The following is a 16,477-nucleotide window of genomic DNA, read 5'->3' as shown; positions in this document are numbered from 1 at the left end:
GCTGTCGACTCAGCCTCGAGCATAGCCGCAGCCACTTCAATATTGAACAAACCTGACAGAAACGCCTGATCGTGATTCGCTTTTGCTAAGGTACGTCGCCGCTGCACCGGAGCACTCTCTGGCAGCGGGTTCGACTGAAAGCTGAGGAACGCGATGAAAGAGCACTACGACGCCACGCTCGAATGGCTGAAAAACTACCCCGAACTGCACACCCTGATCAGCCTGAGTCTGCTGATCCTCGGCGCCTGGATCGCCAACTGGATCGTCAAACGCATTCTCGTGCGCGGCCTCTACCGTGCGCTGAAATCCACCGCCATGGGCCAGGATAAAGCCCTGGCGGACTCCCATGTAGTCGCGCGCCTGGCCAATATCGTGCCGGCGCTGATCCTGGCCAGCGGCATCAAGGTGGTCCCGCACCTGCCGCCCGCCGTGGTCACGGTGGTCGACAACGTCTGCAGTGCCTTCATCATTCTCACCATCGCCCTGGCCATCGGCGGGGTGCTGCACCTGATCAACACCCTCTACCAACGTCGCCCCAGCGCTTACCTGAAACCCATCAAGGGTTATGTGCAGGTGGTCTCCATCGTGGTCTACGCCATCGCCGCGATCCTCATGGTGGCGACGCTGATCGACCGCTCGCCACTGATCCTGCTCTCCGGCCTCGGTGCCATGGCCGCGGTACTGATGCTGATCTTCCAGGACACCCTGCTGTCGCTGGTGGCCAGCGTACAGATCTCTTCCAGCGACATCGTCCGTGTCGGCGACTGGATCGAGATGCCGCAACTGAATGCCGACGGCGATGTCATCGATATCGCCCTGCATACCGTGAAGGTGCAGAACTTCGACAAGACCATCACCACCATCCCGACCAAGCGCTTCATCAGCGACCCGTTCAAGAACTGGCGCGGCATGCAGGAATCCGGTGGCCGGCGTATCAAGCGCTGCCTGTACCTCGACCAGACCAGCGTGCGCTTCCTGAGCCCCGAGGAAATCGCCCACCTGCAGCGCTTCCTGCTGCTCGGCCAGTACCTGAGCAGCAAGCAGAGCGAGTTGCTGAGCTGGAACGCCGAACTGGCCGAAGCCGCCCAGGAACCGGCCAACACGCGGCGGGTGACCAACCTCGGCACCTTCCGCGCCTACGTGGAGCTCTACCTGCGCCAGCACCCGGGCATCAACCAGAACATGACCCAGATCGTCCGCCAGTTGCAGCCTACCGCCGATGGCCTGCCGCTGGAGCTGTACTGCTTCACCAACACCGTGGCCTGGGTGCCGTACGAGGGCTACCAGTCGGATATCTTCGACCACCTGCTGGCGATCCTCCCGGAGTTCGGCCTGCGCGTGTTCCAGCACCCGAGCGGCGCCGATATGCGCGAGCTGCGCCCCAGCCTGCCGCCGTCGGCATGAGCGACGACGCAGAGGGCTCTGCGGGCCGTCTGCGCGCCGCGCAACGAATGGTCGTTTCCAGGGCCACAATCACAATAAAAAACCCCAGGCAGATCCCGAACGGTTTTTTCCACCAATTTTTCTCAGGTACTTGCCAGTTTTTCCCTCACTGATTAGGGTTAGGTTCATGAACGCATCGCAGACCCTCATCCTCCTCCGGCAACACGCCAACCTCTGCCTGGTCGCCCAGCGACTGCGTTAGGGTCTGTTGGCGCCCAAGCACGTCGGCAAACCCGCTCCCGCTTATCCCTCTTCATCTTTTTGTTTTCAGTTCGGCCGTTGCCGGCCTTCGTCTTCAGGAATTTTCCATGAGCATGCTCAAAGACCCCTCGAACAAGTACCGTGCCTTCACCCAGATCCAGATTCCGGACCGCACCTGGCCGGACAGGATCATCGACCGGGCGCCGATCTGGCTGTCCACCGACCTGCGTGACGGCAACCAGTCGCTGATCGAGCCGATGGATGCCGAGAAGAAGATGCGCTTCTTCAAGTGCCTGCTCGCCGTGGGCCTGAAGGAAATCGAAGTGGGCTTCCCGTCCGCCTCGCAGACCGATTTCGACTTCGTCCGTGAATTGATCGAGGGCGGTCACATTCCGGATGACGTCACCATCCAGGTGCTGACCCAGGCTCGCGACGACCTTATCGAACGCACCTTCGAATCGCTCAAGGGCGCCAAGAAAGCCATCGTCCACTACTACAACGCCTGCGCACCGAGCTTCCGCAAGATCGTCTTCAACCAGGACAAGTCGGGCGTCAAGGCCATCGCCGTGGCCGCCGGCACCACCATCAAGCGTATCGCCGACGCCACACCGGGCACCCAGTGGGGCTTCGAGTATTCGCCGGAAGTGTTCAGCTCCACCGAGATCGACTTCGCTGTAGAGGTGTGCAACGCGGTGATCGACGTGTTCCAGCCGACTCGGGCCAACAAGCTGATCCTCAACCTGCCCGCCACCATCGAGTGCGCCACACCGAACAACTACGCCGACCAGATCGAGTGGTTCGGCCGTCATATCGACAAGCGCGACAGCGTGCTGATCAGCGTGCACACCCATAACGACCGTGGCACCGGCGTAGCCGCCTCGGAACTGGCCGTGATGGCCGGTGCGGATCGCGTCGAGGGCTGCCTGTTCGGCAACGGCGAGCGCACCGGCAACGTCTGCCTGGTGACCCTGGCGCTGAACCTCTACACCCAGGGCGTCGATCCGCAGTTGAACTTCTCCGACATCGACACCGTGCGCAAGGTAGTCGAGGAGTGCAACCAGTTGCCGGTGCACCCGCGCCATCCCTATGTCGGCGATCTGGTGCACACTGCCTTCTCCGGCTCCCACCAGGACGCCATCCGCAAGGGCTTCGCCCAGCAGCAGGAGGGCACCCTGTGGGAAGTCCCCTATCTGCCGATCGACCCGGCCGACATCGGCCGCGATTACGAGGCGGTAATTCGCGTCAACAGCCAGTCCGGCAAGGGTGGCATCACCTTCCTGCTCGAACAGGAATACGGCATCAACCTGCCGCGTCGCATGCAGATCGAGTTCAGCCAGGTGGTGCAGGGCGAGACCGATCGCCTGGGCCTGGAAATGACCGCCGGGCAGATTCACGGCCTGCTCGAGCGCGAATACCTGCAAGCCAGCGCGCCTTACCAGCTCAAAGGCCATCGCCTGCAGGAAGAGAACGGCGACAGCAACGTCGAGGTGCAAGTGCAGGTGGACGGCACCGTGCAACGCTGGAGCGGTGCCGGCAAGGGCCCGCTGGAAGCCTTGGTGTCGAGCCTGCCGGTAGCCGTGGAGATCATGGACTACCACGAGCACGCCATCGGCGGCGGTGCCAGCGCCAAGGCGGCCTGCTACATCGAGATCCGCCTCGACGGCCAACGCCCGCTGCACGGCATCGGTATCGACGAGAACATCACCACGGCGAGCTTCCGCGCCCTGTTCAGCGCCCTCAACCGCGCCGTTCGCCAGGCCGACGGGAAAACCCAGGCGGCCTGAGGGTCAGCCCGGCATGCACAAAGGGACGCCTCGGCGTCCCTTTGTCGTTTCTGTAGCAGATGGGGCTACGGGTGTTGCTGTTGCGCTTTTGCCGGCCGCGCCTGCCGCTGCAGGGTGTTGCCGAGGAAAAACGCCGGGGACTGCCAGCGGGCGATTAACATGAGCACCAGGCCCAGCAGCAGGATCACCACGGCGATCACGAACACCAGGCCGAGCCCGCCAATGTGGGAACCGCTGCCGAATTCTGGCGACATGCTGTCGAAGGTGGTCTGCCAGAAGATGATCGACAGCATCACCGCGCCCAGCAGCGGGCACAGGCCGCGCATGAAGAAGTGGCGCAGGCTGTCGAACAGGCTGTGGCGGAAATACCAGACGCAGGCGAAGGCGGTCAGCGCGTAGTAGAAGCAGATCATCATGCCCAGCGCGGTGATGGTATCGGCCAGCACGTTTTCGCTCAGGGTGCGCATGCTCACGTAGAACAGTGCCGTGGCGATGCCGGCGGCGATGGTCGCGTAGCGTGGCGTCTGCGACAGTGGATGCACACTGGCGAAACGCTTCGGGACGGCCCGGTAATAGCCCATCGCCAACAGCGTGCGCGCCGGCGAAATGAAGGTGGATTGCAGGGACGCCGCGGTGCTGGCCAGCACCGCGATGGACATCAGGATCGCCAGCGGCCCCATCACCGGGCCGGCCAGGTGGGCGAAGACGTTTTCCTGGATCTGCGCATTGCCCAGGCCCAGGCCGGTATCGCCGGTGCCCGCGAATTGCAGGGTAGCCGCCGCGGTGAACAGGTAGAGGGCGAGGATCAGCAGCACGGTGATGGTCGCCGCGCGCCCCGGCACCTTCTCGCTGCCCACCGACTCTTCGCTGACCGTCAGGCAGACGTCCCAGCCCCAGAAGATGAAGATCGACAGCGACAGGCCGGCGGCGAAAGCGGAGAACGAGTCGATGTTGAACGGGTTGAACCACTCGGGATGGAAGACCACTGGCGAGCTGTCCGGCGCCGCCGCGAAGGCGGCCAGGGCGAAACCGATCAGCACCACCAGTTGCAAGGCCACCAGGGTGTACTGCACGCCCATGGTCATGCCGATGCCCCGGCAACAGACCCACACCGCCATGGCGATGAAGACGCAACAGGTGACGATGTTCACCAACAGATTCTGGGTGAGACCCGCCAGCCAGTCCAGACCGGTCAACTGGGCGAGAAACAGGTAGAAGAAGTCCACCGCGATGCCCGCCAGGTTGGAGAGCACGATGGTCGTGGCGGTGACCAGCCCCCAGCCACCGATCCAGCCGATCATCGGTCCGAAGGCCCGCGCCGACCAGGTGAACGAGGTGCCGCTGTCCGGTTCGGCCGCATTCAGCTCGCGGTACCCCAGCGCCACCAGCAGCATCGGCAGGAAGCCGACGATGAATACCGCCGGCAGGTAGACACCCACTTCGCGGACGGTGGGACCAAGGGCGCCGGTCAGCGTGTAGACCGGCGCAATGGTGGAAATGCCCAGCACCACGCAGGCCAGCAGCCCGACCTTGCCTTGCGCCAGCCCCTTGGAAGACGCCCCACCGGCAGCTAGCGGGTTTCCCTGAACGGTCGATGATTCACTCATAAGCCTCTGCCATCATTTTAGAATTGTTCGTCAGAGCGCCTCGAACCCGACAGGGTTCGGGCGGATTCAGCGTGTTTGGCGTGTCTGCGCATACGCCTGGCAGGCATCGCGAAATGCCTGGAACAGCTTCAGCGACTCGGGGTTTTCGCTGAAGCGCCACTCCGGGTGCCACTGCACGCCGATCAGGAAGCCTGGCGAGCCCGCTATCGACACCGCCTCCACCAGGCCATCGGGCGCCCGGGCCTCGATGCGCAGGCTGTCGGCCAGACGATCGATGCCCTGGCTGTGCAGGGAATTGACCTGAAACTGCGACGGCAGGCCGATGCGCTCGAACGCCCCGCCCGGTTGCACGGTCACCCCATGCTGCGGCGCGTACTGCTCGGCGAGCGACTCGCTCTGCGGCTCGCGATGATCCAGGTAGCCAGGCAATTCCTGGACCCGCTGGTGCAGGGTGCCACCCAGGGTCACGTTGAGTTCCTGGAAGCCCCGGCAGATGCAGAACACCGGCACACCCTTGTCGATCGCCAGGCGCAGCAGCGGCAAGGTATTGGCGTCGCGACGCGGATCGTGCTGAGTGCCCTCGATGCTCGGCGTGCCCTGGTAATGACGGGGCTCGACGTTGGAAGGCGAACCGGTGAACAGGATGCCGTCCAGTTGCGCGAGCAATTGCTGCGGATCACTCGGCGTGCTGCGCGCTGGCAGTACCAGCGGCAAGCCAGCGTAAGCCGCAGCCTCGACGTATTTGTCGCCGACGGTGTGCGAATCGTACTTGCCAAGTTGCTGCCGGCAGGCAGTAACGCCGATCAGGGGCATACGGTACATGTTGACTCTCCGCAATGTGACTTGAAGCCTGCTCACGAACCTTTATCTACTCGTGAAGCACGGGATAGAACGACATTGATTGACTGCGACCTAGGGTGGATCGGGGCGCGTAGCCGACGCTTCACCTACGCGGCCCGATCTGTCCAGCATTGCAACGGTGGACAAAAAGAGCGTTGTCCACCCTACGAAAGCGCCTCCCACTAACAGGCTAAATGCCGAGGCGATCGCGCAGCTGGTAGTAAACGGCGCCCAGGGCCGTGAACGGTACCCGCAGCAACTGCCCGCCTGGGAACGGGTAATGCGGCAGGCCGGCGAACGCGTCGAAACGCTCGGCCTGACCGCGCAGTGCTTCGGCCAGCACCTTGCCGGCCAGGTGCGTGTAGGTCACGCCATGGCCACTGCAACCCTGGGAGTAGTAGATGTTGTCGCCGATGCGACCGACCTGCGGCAGGCGCGACAGGGTCAGCAGGAAGTTGCCGGTCCAGGTGTAATCGATCTTCACGTCCTTGAGCTGCGGGAAGGTCTTGAGCAGCTTGGGTCGGATGATCGCTTCGATGTCCGCCGGGTCGCGGGCGCCGTAGACCACGCCGCCACCGTAGATCAGGCGCTTGTCGGCGCTGAGGCGGTAGTAGTCGAGCAGGTAGTTGCAGTCTTCCACGCAGTAATCCTGCGGCAACAGGCTATGGGCCAGCTCGTCCGACAGCGGCTCGGTGGTCAGCACCTGAGTGCCGCAGGGCATGGATTTGGCTGCCAGTTCCGGCATCAGCCCGCCCAGGTAAGCGTTGCCCGCCACCACCACGAACCTGGCCTTCACCTGCCCGTTCGGTGTGTGCACCACCGGCTGCGGGCCACGGTCGATGCGGGTCGCCGGGCTCTGTTCGTAGATCGCGCCGCCCAGGGAGGCCACCGCTGCGGCCTCACCCAACGCCAGGTTGAGCGGATGGATATGACCGCCACTCATGTCCAGCAGGCCGCCGACATAACGCTCGGTGCCGACCACTTCGCGAATGCGGCGCGCGTCCATCAGTTCCAGCTGGGTATGGCCGTAGCGCTCCCACAGCTTCTTCTGCGACTCCAGGTGGCCCATCTGCTTGTCGGTGATGGCGGCGAATACGCCCCCCTCCTTCAGGTCGCACTGGATGCCATACTTGGCGACCCGCTCGCGGATGATGCGCCCGCCTTCGAAGGCCATCTCACCGAGCAGCTGTGCCTGGCGTGCGCCGACCTGGCGCTCGATGACGTCGATATCGCGGCTGTAGCTGTTGACGATCTGCCCACCGTTGCGCCCCGAGGCGCCGAAGCCGACCTTGGCGGCTTCCAGCACGGTGACGCGAAAGCCATGCTCGAGCAGGAACAGCGCCGTGGACAGGCCGGTATAACCGGCGCCGATGACGCAGACATCCGTCTCGACGGATTCGCCGAGCATGGGGTAATCGACTCGCGGATTGCGCGAGGCGGCGTAGTAACTGTCGACGTGTTGAGTCATGTGAAACTCCCTAACTCCAATGCTCCGCCTTGGGATAAATCATTCGAGACCTCGCGAGCTAGAGCCATGCAAGGCAAAAACAGACGAGGAAGCGGAATGTACTGTTGTACATGAGCATCCGCAGGCTGTTTTTAACGCCGCAGGGCCGACGCGCAGCAGGTCGGTTTCTCCCCTCAAAGCTTGATCCAGGTGGCTTTAAGTTCGGTGTACTTGTCGAAGGCATGCAGCGATTTGTCACGCCCGTTGCCCGATTGCTTGAAACCACCGAACGGCGCGGTCATGTCGCCACCGTCGTACTGGTTCACCCACACGCTGCCGGCCCGCAGGGCACGTGCCGTGCGGTGCGCACGGGAGATATCGCGGGTCCACACGGCAGCGGCCAGGCCGTAAGGCGTGTCGTTGGCGATGCGTACCGCTTCCTCGTCGCTGTCGAAGGTGATCACCGACAGCACGGGGCCGAAGATTTCTTCCTGGGCGATACGCATGGCGTTGTCCACGCCCTCGAAGATCGTTGGCTGCACGTAGCTGCCGCCGGTTTCCTGCAGGGCACGTTCGCCGCCGCTGATGATCACCGCACCTTGCTGGCGACCGGACTCGATGAAGCCGAGCACGGTGTCCAGATGGCCGTCATCGACCAAGGCGCCGACACGCGTCTGCGGCTCCAGCGCATGGCCGGGCTTCCAGCGTTGCAGGGCCTCGACCAGCATCGGCAGGAAGCGCTCCTTGATCGAGCGCTCGACCAGCAGGCGCGAGCCCGCCACGCATACTTCGCCCTGGTTGAAGGCGATGGCCGCGGCAGCGGCCTCGGCGGCGGCCTGCAGATCCGGTGCATCGGCAAACACGATGTTCGGGCTCTTGCCGCCCGCCTCCAGCCACACGCGCTTCATGTTCGATTCGCCGGCGTAGATCATCAGTTGCTTGGCAATTTTCGTGGAGCCGGTGAACACGATGGTGTCGACGTCCCTGTGCAGCGCCAGCGCCTTGCCAACCGTATGGCCATAACCGGGCAACACGTTGAACACGCCAGCAGGAACGCCGGCTTCCAGCGCCAGCTGGGCGATACGGATGGCGGTCAGCGGCGATTTCTCGGACGGTTTGAGAATCACCGAATTGCCAGTCGCCAGCGCCGGCCCGAGCTTCCAGCAGGCCATCATCAACGGGAAGTTCCACGGCACGATGGCCGCCACCACGCCGACCGCTTCGCGGGTGACCAGGCCAAGCTGGTCACGGGGCGTCGGTGCCACTTCGTCATACAGCTTGTCGATCGCCTCGGCGCTCCAGCGGATGGCGTTGGCCGCCGCGGGTACGTCGATGCTCAGCGAGTCGCTGATCGGCTTGCCCATGTCGAGGGTTTCCAGCAGCGCCAGCTCCTCGGCATTGGCCAGCAACGCGTCGGCGAAGGCGATCAGCACACGCTTGCGCTGCGCCGGGGCCTGATGGGCCCAGTCGCCACGCTCGAAACTCGCGCGGGCAGCCTTGACGGCCAGCTCGGCGTCCTCGGCCATGCAACTGGCCACGCGGGCCAGGTGACGACCGTCCACCGGGCTGACGCTGTCGAAGGTCGCGCCGCCCACGGCGTCGCGGTAGGCGCCGTCGATGAAGGCACGCGCCTCGATATCCAGACTGCGGTAGCGCTGCTCCCAGTCCTGGCGGGTAGTGATTGTCATGCCAGCTCCGTCAGACCGTGTGCAGGTACCAGTTGTATTCGAGGTCGGAAATGGTCGTCTCGAACTCGTGCATTTCCGCTTCCTTGCAGGCGACGAAGATGTCGATGTACGCCGGGGGTATGTACTTGTTCATCACTTCGCTGTCGTCGAGCTGGCGCAGGGCATCACGCAGGTTGTTAGGCAGGCTCTGCTCCAGCTGCTCGTAGGAATTGCCCTCGATCGGCTCGCCCGGCTCCAGCTGGTTGGTCAGGCCGTGGTGAATACCGGCGAGGATCGACGCCATCATCAGGTACGGGTTGGCATCGGCGCCGGCCACGCGGTGCTCGATACGGATGGCATCGCTGCTGCCGGTCGGCACGCGTACCGCCACCGTGCGGTTGTCCAGGCCCCAGCTCGGCGCGTTGGGCACGTAGAACTGCGCGCCGAAGCGGCGGTACGAGTTGACGTTCGGGCACAGGAAGGCCATCGACGCCGGCATGGTGTCGAGGATGCCGGCAATGGCGTGGCGCAGCGGGGCGTGCTGTTGCGGGTCATCGGTGGCGAAGATGTTCTGCCCGGTCTTCTTGTCGAGCAGCGAGATGTGCACGTGCAGGCCGTTGCCCGCCTGCCCCGGATAGGGCTTGGCCATGAAGGTCGAGTCCATCTCGTGGTCGTAGGCGATGTTCTTGATCAGGCGCTTGAGCAGCAGCGCGTGGTCGCAGGCCTTGATGGCGTCTTTGGTGTGGTGCAGGTTGACTTCGAACTGCGCCGGGGCGCTTTCCTTGACGATGGCGTCGGCCGGCAGGTCCTGTTCCTTGGCGGCTTCGAGCATGTCCTGCAGGCAGTCGACGTATTCGTCGAGGTCGTCGATCAGGTAGACCTGGGTAGAGATCGGGCGCTTGCCGGAGATCGGCGAGCGCGGCGGCTGCGGACGGCCGTTCACGTTCTCCTGGTCGATCAGGTAGAACTCCAGTTCGAAAGCCGCGCAGATGGTCAGGCCGAGTTCGTCGAACTTCTCCACCACCTGGCGCAGCACCTCACGGGGGTCGGCGAAGAACGGCTTGCCGTCCAGCTCGTGCATGGTCATCAGCAGTTGCGCGGTGGGGCGCTTCTGCCAGGGTTCCTTGCACAACGTGTCGGGGATCGGGTAGCAGATGCGGTCGGCGTCGCCGATGTCCAGGCCGAGACCGGTGCTTTCCACGGTGGAGCCATTGATGTCCAGGGCGAACAGCGAGGCCGGCAGGTTGATGCCTTTCTCATACACTTTGTGCAGGCTGGCGCGCTCGACACGCTTGCCACGCACGATGCCGTTCATGTCGGTGATCAGCAGATCGACGTACTGGATCTCCGGGTGATCCTTGAGGAAAGTGTTCGCCTCGTTGAGCTGGACGACACGTGGGGTTACCGAAGTCATGGAAAATCATTCCTTTTGGCTCGGCGCGCCCGCGGAAGACATCTCACGAGCCTGGCGCCTCATTATTCTGGGTAGTTGATTCTAGGGGCTATTGACGTTTCAGCACGACCGCGCCGGAGCCCGTTTTGCCGCGAGGCAAGGCACGAGCCGCGAAGTTTGGCTGGCCAAATGAGCCGGCGAGAAACGCCGCATCGCGACAAAACGGGCCCGGCCCTTCGGGTTGCGCGGGAAATCCCGCCATGCGTTGTTGGAGGACTTGAAAAGGGAATACCATTCCCTGCGTCCTCCGCCTAGCCTGGCGAGATTTCTCGCGGCAACGCGGCTTGCGCTGAAACGTCAACAGCCCCTAGACAACGCTCCGAGTATAAGTGGGCGCATACGCAACCGATACTGGCATTCAGGCAATTCATGATTGCATCGACGCACTACCAGATCAGCCATGCCGACCTCGCCCTGGTACTTGCCCTGGTGCGCGGACGCTCCCTGGCGCGGGCCGCGGAGCAGTTGCATGTCGACGTTTCCACGGTATTTCGCGCCATCCGCAAGCTGGAGGCCAGCCTGGGCGTGGCGCTGTTCGAGAAAAGCCGTCGCGGTTACATGCCGACCCAGAGCGCCCAGGCCCTGGCGGAACAGGCAGAACGTGCGGAGCAGGCTTTGGATGCGGCGCGCATCGCCCTGCAGCATGGCGAAAAAGTCATCAGCGGCACCGTGCGCCTGACCTGCACCGATGCGGTGCTGCAAAACCTGCTGCTGCCCAGCCTGGCCGAGCTGATGCCACGCTACCCGGCGCTGGCGCTGGAGCTGGCGACCACCAACACCTTCGCCAACCTTAGCCGCCGCGACGCCGACATCGCCCTGCGCCTGTCCAACGCTCCGCCCGAGCACCTGGTTGGCCGGCAACTGGGGCACACCGCCTATTACATCTGCGGCCGTCCCGAGCACCGCGAAGCATTCGTGCAGGCCCCCACTTCGGCGCCATGGATCGCCCCCGACGACTCCATGCCCGACCACATCACCGTGGCCTGGCGTCATCAGGCATACCCCAGCCTGGTGCCGCGCTACCGCTGCAGCAGCGTGTCGGCGGTGGCCACCCTGGTGCAGGCCGGCCTGGGCATCGCCGCCCTGCCCGACTTCATGGCCAGCAGCCTGACCGGGGTGGAACGCCTGAGCGATGCGCTGATCGATTGCGACACCGGTCTTTGGCTGCTGACCCGCCCGGACTGTCTGGCATTGCGCTCGGTGCAGACGCTGTTCGACGAGCTCACTCCGCTGCTGCGCGCGCGCCTTACGACACGATGAACCCACGCCGTGGGTGATCCCCATGCAGAGCGTGGGAACCATCTACCTGCCTGCACCTTCAAAAAACCACGGAGGATCAGGACAGACAGCGACAGGATTGTGCAATCGACCCGACACAGTGCTGCACTAAGCTTATTCACCCCCGCGGCCACAAGCCGCTGCTTTACACACGACAGGAATTGCCCATGACCACCATTCTCGGCTATGCCGCCCAGGACGCCAGCAAACCTCTCGCGCCCCATCGTTTCCAGCGCCGCGCCGTCGGCGCCAACGACGTGCAGATCGACATCCTCTACTGCGGCGTCTGCCACTCCGACCTGCACACCGCGCGCAACGAGTGGAAGAACACCCTCTACCCGTCCGTGCCCGGCCACGAGATCGTCGGCAAGGTCACTGCCGTCGGCAGTGACGTGACCGGCTTCAAGGTCGGCGACCTGGCTGGCGTCGGCTGCATGGTCGACAGCTGCCAGAGCTGCCCGTCCTGCTCCGAGGGGCTGGAGCAGTATTGTGAGAACGGCTTTACCGGCACCTACAACGGCCCGGTATTCGGTGGCGAAAACACCTTTGGTGGCTACTCCGACAACATCGTCGTCGACCAGAAATTCGTCCTGCGCATCCGCCACACCGACAACCTGGCAGCGGTCGCGCCGCTGCTGTGCGCGGGCATCACCACCTACTCGCCGCTGCGCCAGTGGAACGTCCAGCCCGGCCACAAGGTCGGTGTGGTCGGCCTCGGCGGCCTGGGCCACATGGGCGTGAAGATCGCCGCTGCCATGGGCGCCCATGTGGTGCTGTTCACCACCTCGCCGAACAAGCGCGAGGATGCCCTGCGCCTGGGCGCTGCCGAAGTGGTGGTATCGAAGAATGCCGACGAGATGGCCGCTCACGCCAACAGCTTCGACTTCATCCTCAACACCGTGGCCGCACCGCACAACCTGGACGCCTTCCTCGGCCTGCTCAAGCGCGATGCCACCATGACCCTGGTCGGCGCGCCGGATTCGCCGCACCCGTCGCCGGAAGTGTTCGGGCTGATCTTCAAGCGTCGCCGCCTGGCCGGCTCGCTGATCGGCGGCATCGCCGAGACCCAGGAGATGCTGGATTTCTGCGCCGAGCACGGCATCGTCTCGGATATCGAGATGATCGATATCCAGCACATCAACGAAGCCTACGAGCGCATGCTCAAGAGCGACGTGAAGTACCGCTTCGTGATCGACATGGCCTCCCTGGCCAAGGACGAGCACGCCGCTTAGCGGCCAGCCGCCACAAAACGTGCACTGGCCGCTATCGCCTGCTCGATAGCGGGCCAGTGCCGTTGATGGCGTGACAGAAATACCCCGGTCTGCGTCATGTCGAAGCGCTCGACCTGGATGAAATCCAGCGACTCGGGTGCGATCCGCAACAACCGCGGCATACCCGGTACGCGCAGCAAGGCCTTGAGCAGCCCCATGGGAACATGGTGTTGCGGCGCAGCGACCCGCAGCGTTCGTCCCAGCAGCTGAACCAGCCCGTGCAGGCTGGGTGTGCGCTCATCCAGGGCCAGCAAGGACCGCCCAGCCATCAGAGGGTCGAATGCCGCCAGGCGGATCAGCTCCACCAGAAAATCCACACTGATCAGCGGCAACCAGTGCATCGGCGAACCGGGCAAGGCGCTCAATCGCCCTGCCAGCAACTGCCGCACCAGCTCGGCAAGCGGCTGCCCGGGCAGAATATGGCCACTCTGGCTATGCCCGCAGAGCGTGGCCGGGTGCACCAGCGTCAGCTCGCCGCCCAACCGTTGCATGTCGTCCAGCACGCGGTAGTGCGCCTCCAGCTTGCTGCCTTCGTAGCCTCCCACCCGCCGGTATACGGCAGGCCAGTCGGTGTGCTCGGGATACCGACCGTCTACCCCGACACGTGCCAGTTGCGCTGCGTTGCACAGCATGTAGCCACCAACCATCAGCAGCCGCGCCCCACTGTGCACCGCTAGCCGCGCCACCTGTCGCGCGCCCTCGACATTCACCTGTCGGGCCTGCGCCATGGACAGCCCCCAGGCGAACTGTGCACCAAGATGGAAGAAGCACGCGCAACCCGCCACCTGGCGCAATGCAGCCGCATCGAGGCCCAGTCCCGGCAGCGCCAGGTCGCCGTGAATGACAGTCAGCCTGCGTGGCTTACCACCCAGTGCAGCCACACGCTCGGCAAGGCGTGGAAAATCGGCAGGACGGCGCATCAGCACCGTCACGGCATGATCATGGGCGGTCAGGGTGCTCAGCAGATGCTGGCCGATAAAACCGCTACCGCCGGTAACCAGACAGGATGTGTTCATAAGGGCTCGCTCGATCATGGGAGCGAGAGGCTAAACTATCGACCCCGCTCTACAGTCAAGAGGCAACGATGCGCATCGGCGAACTCGAACGCAGCAGTGGCGCCAGCCGCCACACCCTGCGCTACTACGAAACCCTCGGGCTGATCCAGGCCAGGCGCTTGCCCAACAATTACCGCGATTACCCCGACCACACCCTCGAGGACCTGCGGTTCATCCAGGGAGGCCAGCGCATGGGCTTTTCCCTGGAGGAAATCGGCAGCATCCTGCATGCCAGACGCCAGCAGCAGATCGACTGCGCCCAGGGGGCCTTGCTGATCGCCGCCAAACTGCAGCAGATCGAGAGCAGAATCGCCGAGCTGAATGCCATGCGAGACGACCTGCGTCAGGAGCATCAGCGCCTGCAAGCCAGTGCCGCTGCCCAGGCGGCATCAACTAGAACCTCGGGTTAGCCCCCATGGTCACACACAAACGCCCCATCAACTCGAGGAGCATTCGATGTCCAAACGCACTCTCGGTCAGTCCGGCCTGCAGGTTTCGCCCATCGCCTTCGGTGGCAACGTATTCGGCTGGACGCTGGACGAAGCGCAGTCCTTCGCCATGCTCGACGCCATCGTCGACAACGGCCTGGACTTCATCGACACCGCCGACATGTACTCGGCCTGGGCCCCAGGCCACCAGGGCGGCGAGTCGGAAAGCATCATCGGCAAATGGTTGAAACGCAGCGGCCAGCGCGAACGCATCGTGCTGGCGACCAAGGTCGGCATGGAAATGGGCCACGGCGGCAAAGGCCTCAAGGCGGACTACATCCAGAAAGCCGTGGAGGACTCGCTCAAACGCCTGCAGACCGACTACATCGACCTGTATCAGGCCCATCAGGACGATGCCGACACGCCCCTGGAAGAAACCCTGGGCGCCTTCTCCCGGCTGATCGAGCAAGGCAAGGTGCGGGTCATCGGCGCCTCCAACTACAGCGGCGAGCGCCTGCGCGAAGCCCATCGGGTGGCGCAGCGCCTGGGCGTGCCGAGCTACCAGAGCCTGCAGCCGCACTACAACCTGCACGCACGCAAGGCCTACGAAGAAGAGCTGGAGCCGGTGGTGCAGGAACTCGGCATCGGGGTGATCAGCTACTTTTCCCTGGCCAGCGGCTTTCTCACCGGCAAGTACCGCACCCGCGACGATATCGCCGGCGCCCGCGCCGAGATGGTCAAGGGCTACATGGATGAACGCGGCGTCACCATCCTCTCCGCGCTCGATGAGGTCGCCGCAGCCCGTGACGCGACGCCGGCCCAGGTCGCCCTGGCCTGGCTGATCGCCCGCCCGAGCATTACCGCGCCCATCGCCAGTGCCACGTCGAGCAGGCAACTGGCCGATCTGCTTGCCGCCACCCGCCTGCACTTGAGCGACGACGAAGTGACCATGCTCAACCAGGCCAGCGCGTACTGAGGCAATAAAGTAAACGCGCCGTTGCCGTAGGACGGCGAGCGAAGCGATACCCATCAAGGGCTACTTGCAACGCCCGATGGGTATCGTCGCTTCGCTCCTCGACCTACGCGGCCCGACCCATCCTGCGGATGGTCGATTCGAGCCGCTTTTGACGATCGTTCCCACGCTCTGCGCGGGAGCCATTTTCCGGGCGTTGCGCGCTACCTTCCTGATTCAGCGAAACTCGAACGGGTCGGCATCCTGGTGCGCGGGAAAACGCTCGCGATAGGCCGCCAATGCGGCACCCTCCAGGCGCTGGTGGAACACACCGGCCTTGTCGTGGGCATCGAGCAGGCTGTCGCCCTGGAAGTCCAGCACCTGGGAGTCGCCGCTGTAGGGGTGATTCTTGCCGTCCACCCCGATGCGGTTCACCGCGGCCACGTAGCACAGGTTCTCGATCGCCCGGGCCGGCAGTAGCCGGTTCCAGTGCGAGCGCCGCGCCGCGGGCCAGTTGGCGGTGTAGAGCAGCAGATCGGTGCCCCGGGGATCACGGCTCCAGACCGGGAAACGCAGGTCGTAGCAGATCAGTGGCCGCACTCGCCAGCCCTTGACCTCGAACACCACCTGGCGGTCACCGGCCGCATAGTGCTGGTGTTCCCCGGCCATGCGAAACAGGTGGCGCTTGTCGTAATGCGCCAGCGAACCATCGGGTCGCGCCCACAGCAGGCGGTTGCGATAGCTGCCATCGGCTGCCTGGATGATCAGGCTGCCAGTGATCACCGCGCCGACCCGCTGTGCCTGCGCGCTGAGCCAGCGGCTGGTGGGGCCGTCTTCCGGTTCGGCCAGCTCGGCCGACTGCATGGAAAAACCGGTGCTGAACATCTCCGGCAGTATCACCAGATCGGCGCCTGCGGCCTGCTGCAGCTGCGTCTCGAAGTGGGCGCGATTGGCCGCGGGATCGTGCCAGGCGAGGTCGCTTTGGATCAGCGCCAGTTCGAGGTTGTCTTGCTTGCTCATCAATAGCCCTCTGGAGTGATCTCGCATGCTA

13 protein-coding genes are annotated in these 16,477 nt (G+C 64.1%); 6 read left to right on the top strand and 7 right to left on the bottom strand.

The window, feature by feature from the left end:
* Window positions 1–153: 153 nt before the first annotated feature.
* Window positions 154–1,404, top strand: a complete 1,251-nt coding sequence (locus BLR94_RS11875) for a mechanosensitive ion channel family protein (RefSeq protein WP_084304959.1) — start codon at window positions 154–156, stop codon at window positions 1,402–1,404.
* A 347-nt stretch (window positions 1,405–1,751) separates the two neighbouring features.
* Window positions 1,752–3,428, top strand: coding sequence for a 2-isopropylmalate synthase (gene leuA, locus BLR94_RS11870; RefSeq protein ID WP_084304958.1), 1,677 nt, complete (start codon window positions 1,752–1,754; stop codon window positions 3,426–3,428).
* A 65-nt stretch (window positions 3,429–3,493) separates the two neighbouring features.
* Here leuA and BLR94_RS11865 read toward each other — a convergent pair whose 3' ends face one another.
* The 5 genes from BLR94_RS11865 to BLR94_RS11845 all read right to left on the bottom strand — a co-directional run bounded on the left by BLR94_RS11865 (window position 3,494) and on the right by BLR94_RS11845 (window position 10,403).
* On the bottom strand, window positions 3,494–5,035 hold the full coding sequence (locus BLR94_RS11865; RefSeq protein WP_084304957.1) for an APC family permease: 1,542 nt from the start codon (window positions 5,033–5,035) through the stop codon (window positions 3,494–3,496).
* Between the two features lie 66 nt (window positions 5,036–5,101).
* A complete protein-coding gene (locus tag BLR94_RS11860; RefSeq protein WP_084304956.1) occupies window positions 5,102–5,857 on the bottom strand; it encodes a gamma-glutamyl-gamma-aminobutyrate hydrolase family protein in 756 nt (251 codons plus the stop codon).
* A gap of 208 nt (window positions 5,858–6,065) precedes the next feature.
* Window positions 6,066–7,343, bottom strand: a complete 1,278-nt coding sequence (locus BLR94_RS11855; RefSeq protein ID WP_084304955.1) for an NAD(P)/FAD-dependent oxidoreductase — start codon at window positions 7,341–7,343, stop codon at window positions 6,066–6,068.
* Window positions 7,344–7,516: 173 nt separating this feature from the next.
* The gene (locus tag BLR94_RS11850; RefSeq protein ID WP_084304954.1) at window positions 7,517–9,010 is read right to left on the bottom strand and encodes an aldehyde dehydrogenase; all 1,494 of its coding nucleotides are present in this window, start codon (window positions 9,008–9,010) and stop codon (window positions 7,517–7,519) included.
* A 10-nt stretch (window positions 9,011–9,020) separates the two neighbouring features.
* Window positions 9,021–10,403 (bottom strand): glutamine synthetase family protein, encoded by a 1,383-nt coding sequence (locus tag BLR94_RS11845; protein WP_090423700.1) that lies wholly within the window; start codon window positions 10,401–10,403, stop codon window positions 9,021–9,023.
* A gap of 408 nt (window positions 10,404–10,811) precedes the next feature.
* On the opposite strand from BLR94_RS11845, the gene BLR94_RS11840 reads away from it, so the two are divergent.
* Window positions 10,812–11,702 (top strand): LysR family transcriptional regulator, encoded by an 891-nt coding sequence (locus BLR94_RS11840; protein WP_084304952.1) that lies wholly within the window; start codon window positions 10,812–10,814, stop codon window positions 11,700–11,702.
* A 185-nt stretch (window positions 11,703–11,887) separates the two neighbouring features.
* Window positions 11,888–12,952: an NAD(P)-dependent alcohol dehydrogenase gene (locus BLR94_RS11835; RefSeq protein ID WP_084304951.1), complete on the top strand. Its 1,065-nt coding sequence runs from the start codon at window positions 11,888–11,890 to the stop codon at window positions 12,950–12,952.
* Here the strand turns inward: BLR94_RS11835 and BLR94_RS11830 are convergent.
* Window positions 12,949–14,007: an SDR family oxidoreductase gene (locus tag BLR94_RS11830; protein ID WP_084304950.1), complete on the bottom strand. Its 1,059-nt coding sequence runs from the start codon at window positions 14,005–14,007 to the stop codon at window positions 12,949–12,951. The genes BLR94_RS11835 and BLR94_RS11830 overlap by 4 nt on opposite strands.
* Before the next feature lie 68 nt (window positions 14,008–14,075).
* Between BLR94_RS11830 and BLR94_RS11825 the strand changes: the two genes are divergently transcribed.
* Both BLR94_RS11825 and BLR94_RS11820 read left to right on the top strand, forming a co-directional pair.
* A complete protein-coding gene (locus BLR94_RS11825; protein WP_084304949.1) occupies window positions 14,076–14,456 on the top strand; it encodes a MerR family DNA-binding protein in 381 nt (126 codons plus the stop codon).
* A 46-nt stretch (window positions 14,457–14,502) separates the two neighbouring features.
* Window positions 14,503–15,450: an aldo/keto reductase gene (locus BLR94_RS11820; RefSeq protein WP_084304948.1), complete on the top strand. Its 948-nt coding sequence runs from the start codon at window positions 14,503–14,505 to the stop codon at window positions 15,448–15,450.
* 213 nt (window positions 15,451–15,663) lie between these two features.
* Here the strand turns inward: BLR94_RS11820 and BLR94_RS11815 are convergent, their stop codons facing one another.
* Entirely contained in the window at window positions 15,664–16,446 is a 783-nt protein-coding gene (locus tag BLR94_RS11815) for an amidohydrolase (protein ID WP_090423699.1), read from the bottom strand.
* Between the last annotated feature and the right edge of the window lie 31 nt (window positions 16,447–16,477).

The sequence above is a fragment of the Phytopseudomonas flavescens genome, assembly GCF_900100535.1.
GTDB classification, from domain to species: domain Bacteria; phylum Pseudomonadota; class Gammaproteobacteria; order Pseudomonadales; family Pseudomonadaceae; genus Aquipseudomonas; species Aquipseudomonas flavescens.
The sequence above is the reverse complement of the archived record's forward strand: the minus strand, read 5'-3'. Positions and strand labels throughout refer to the sequence as shown.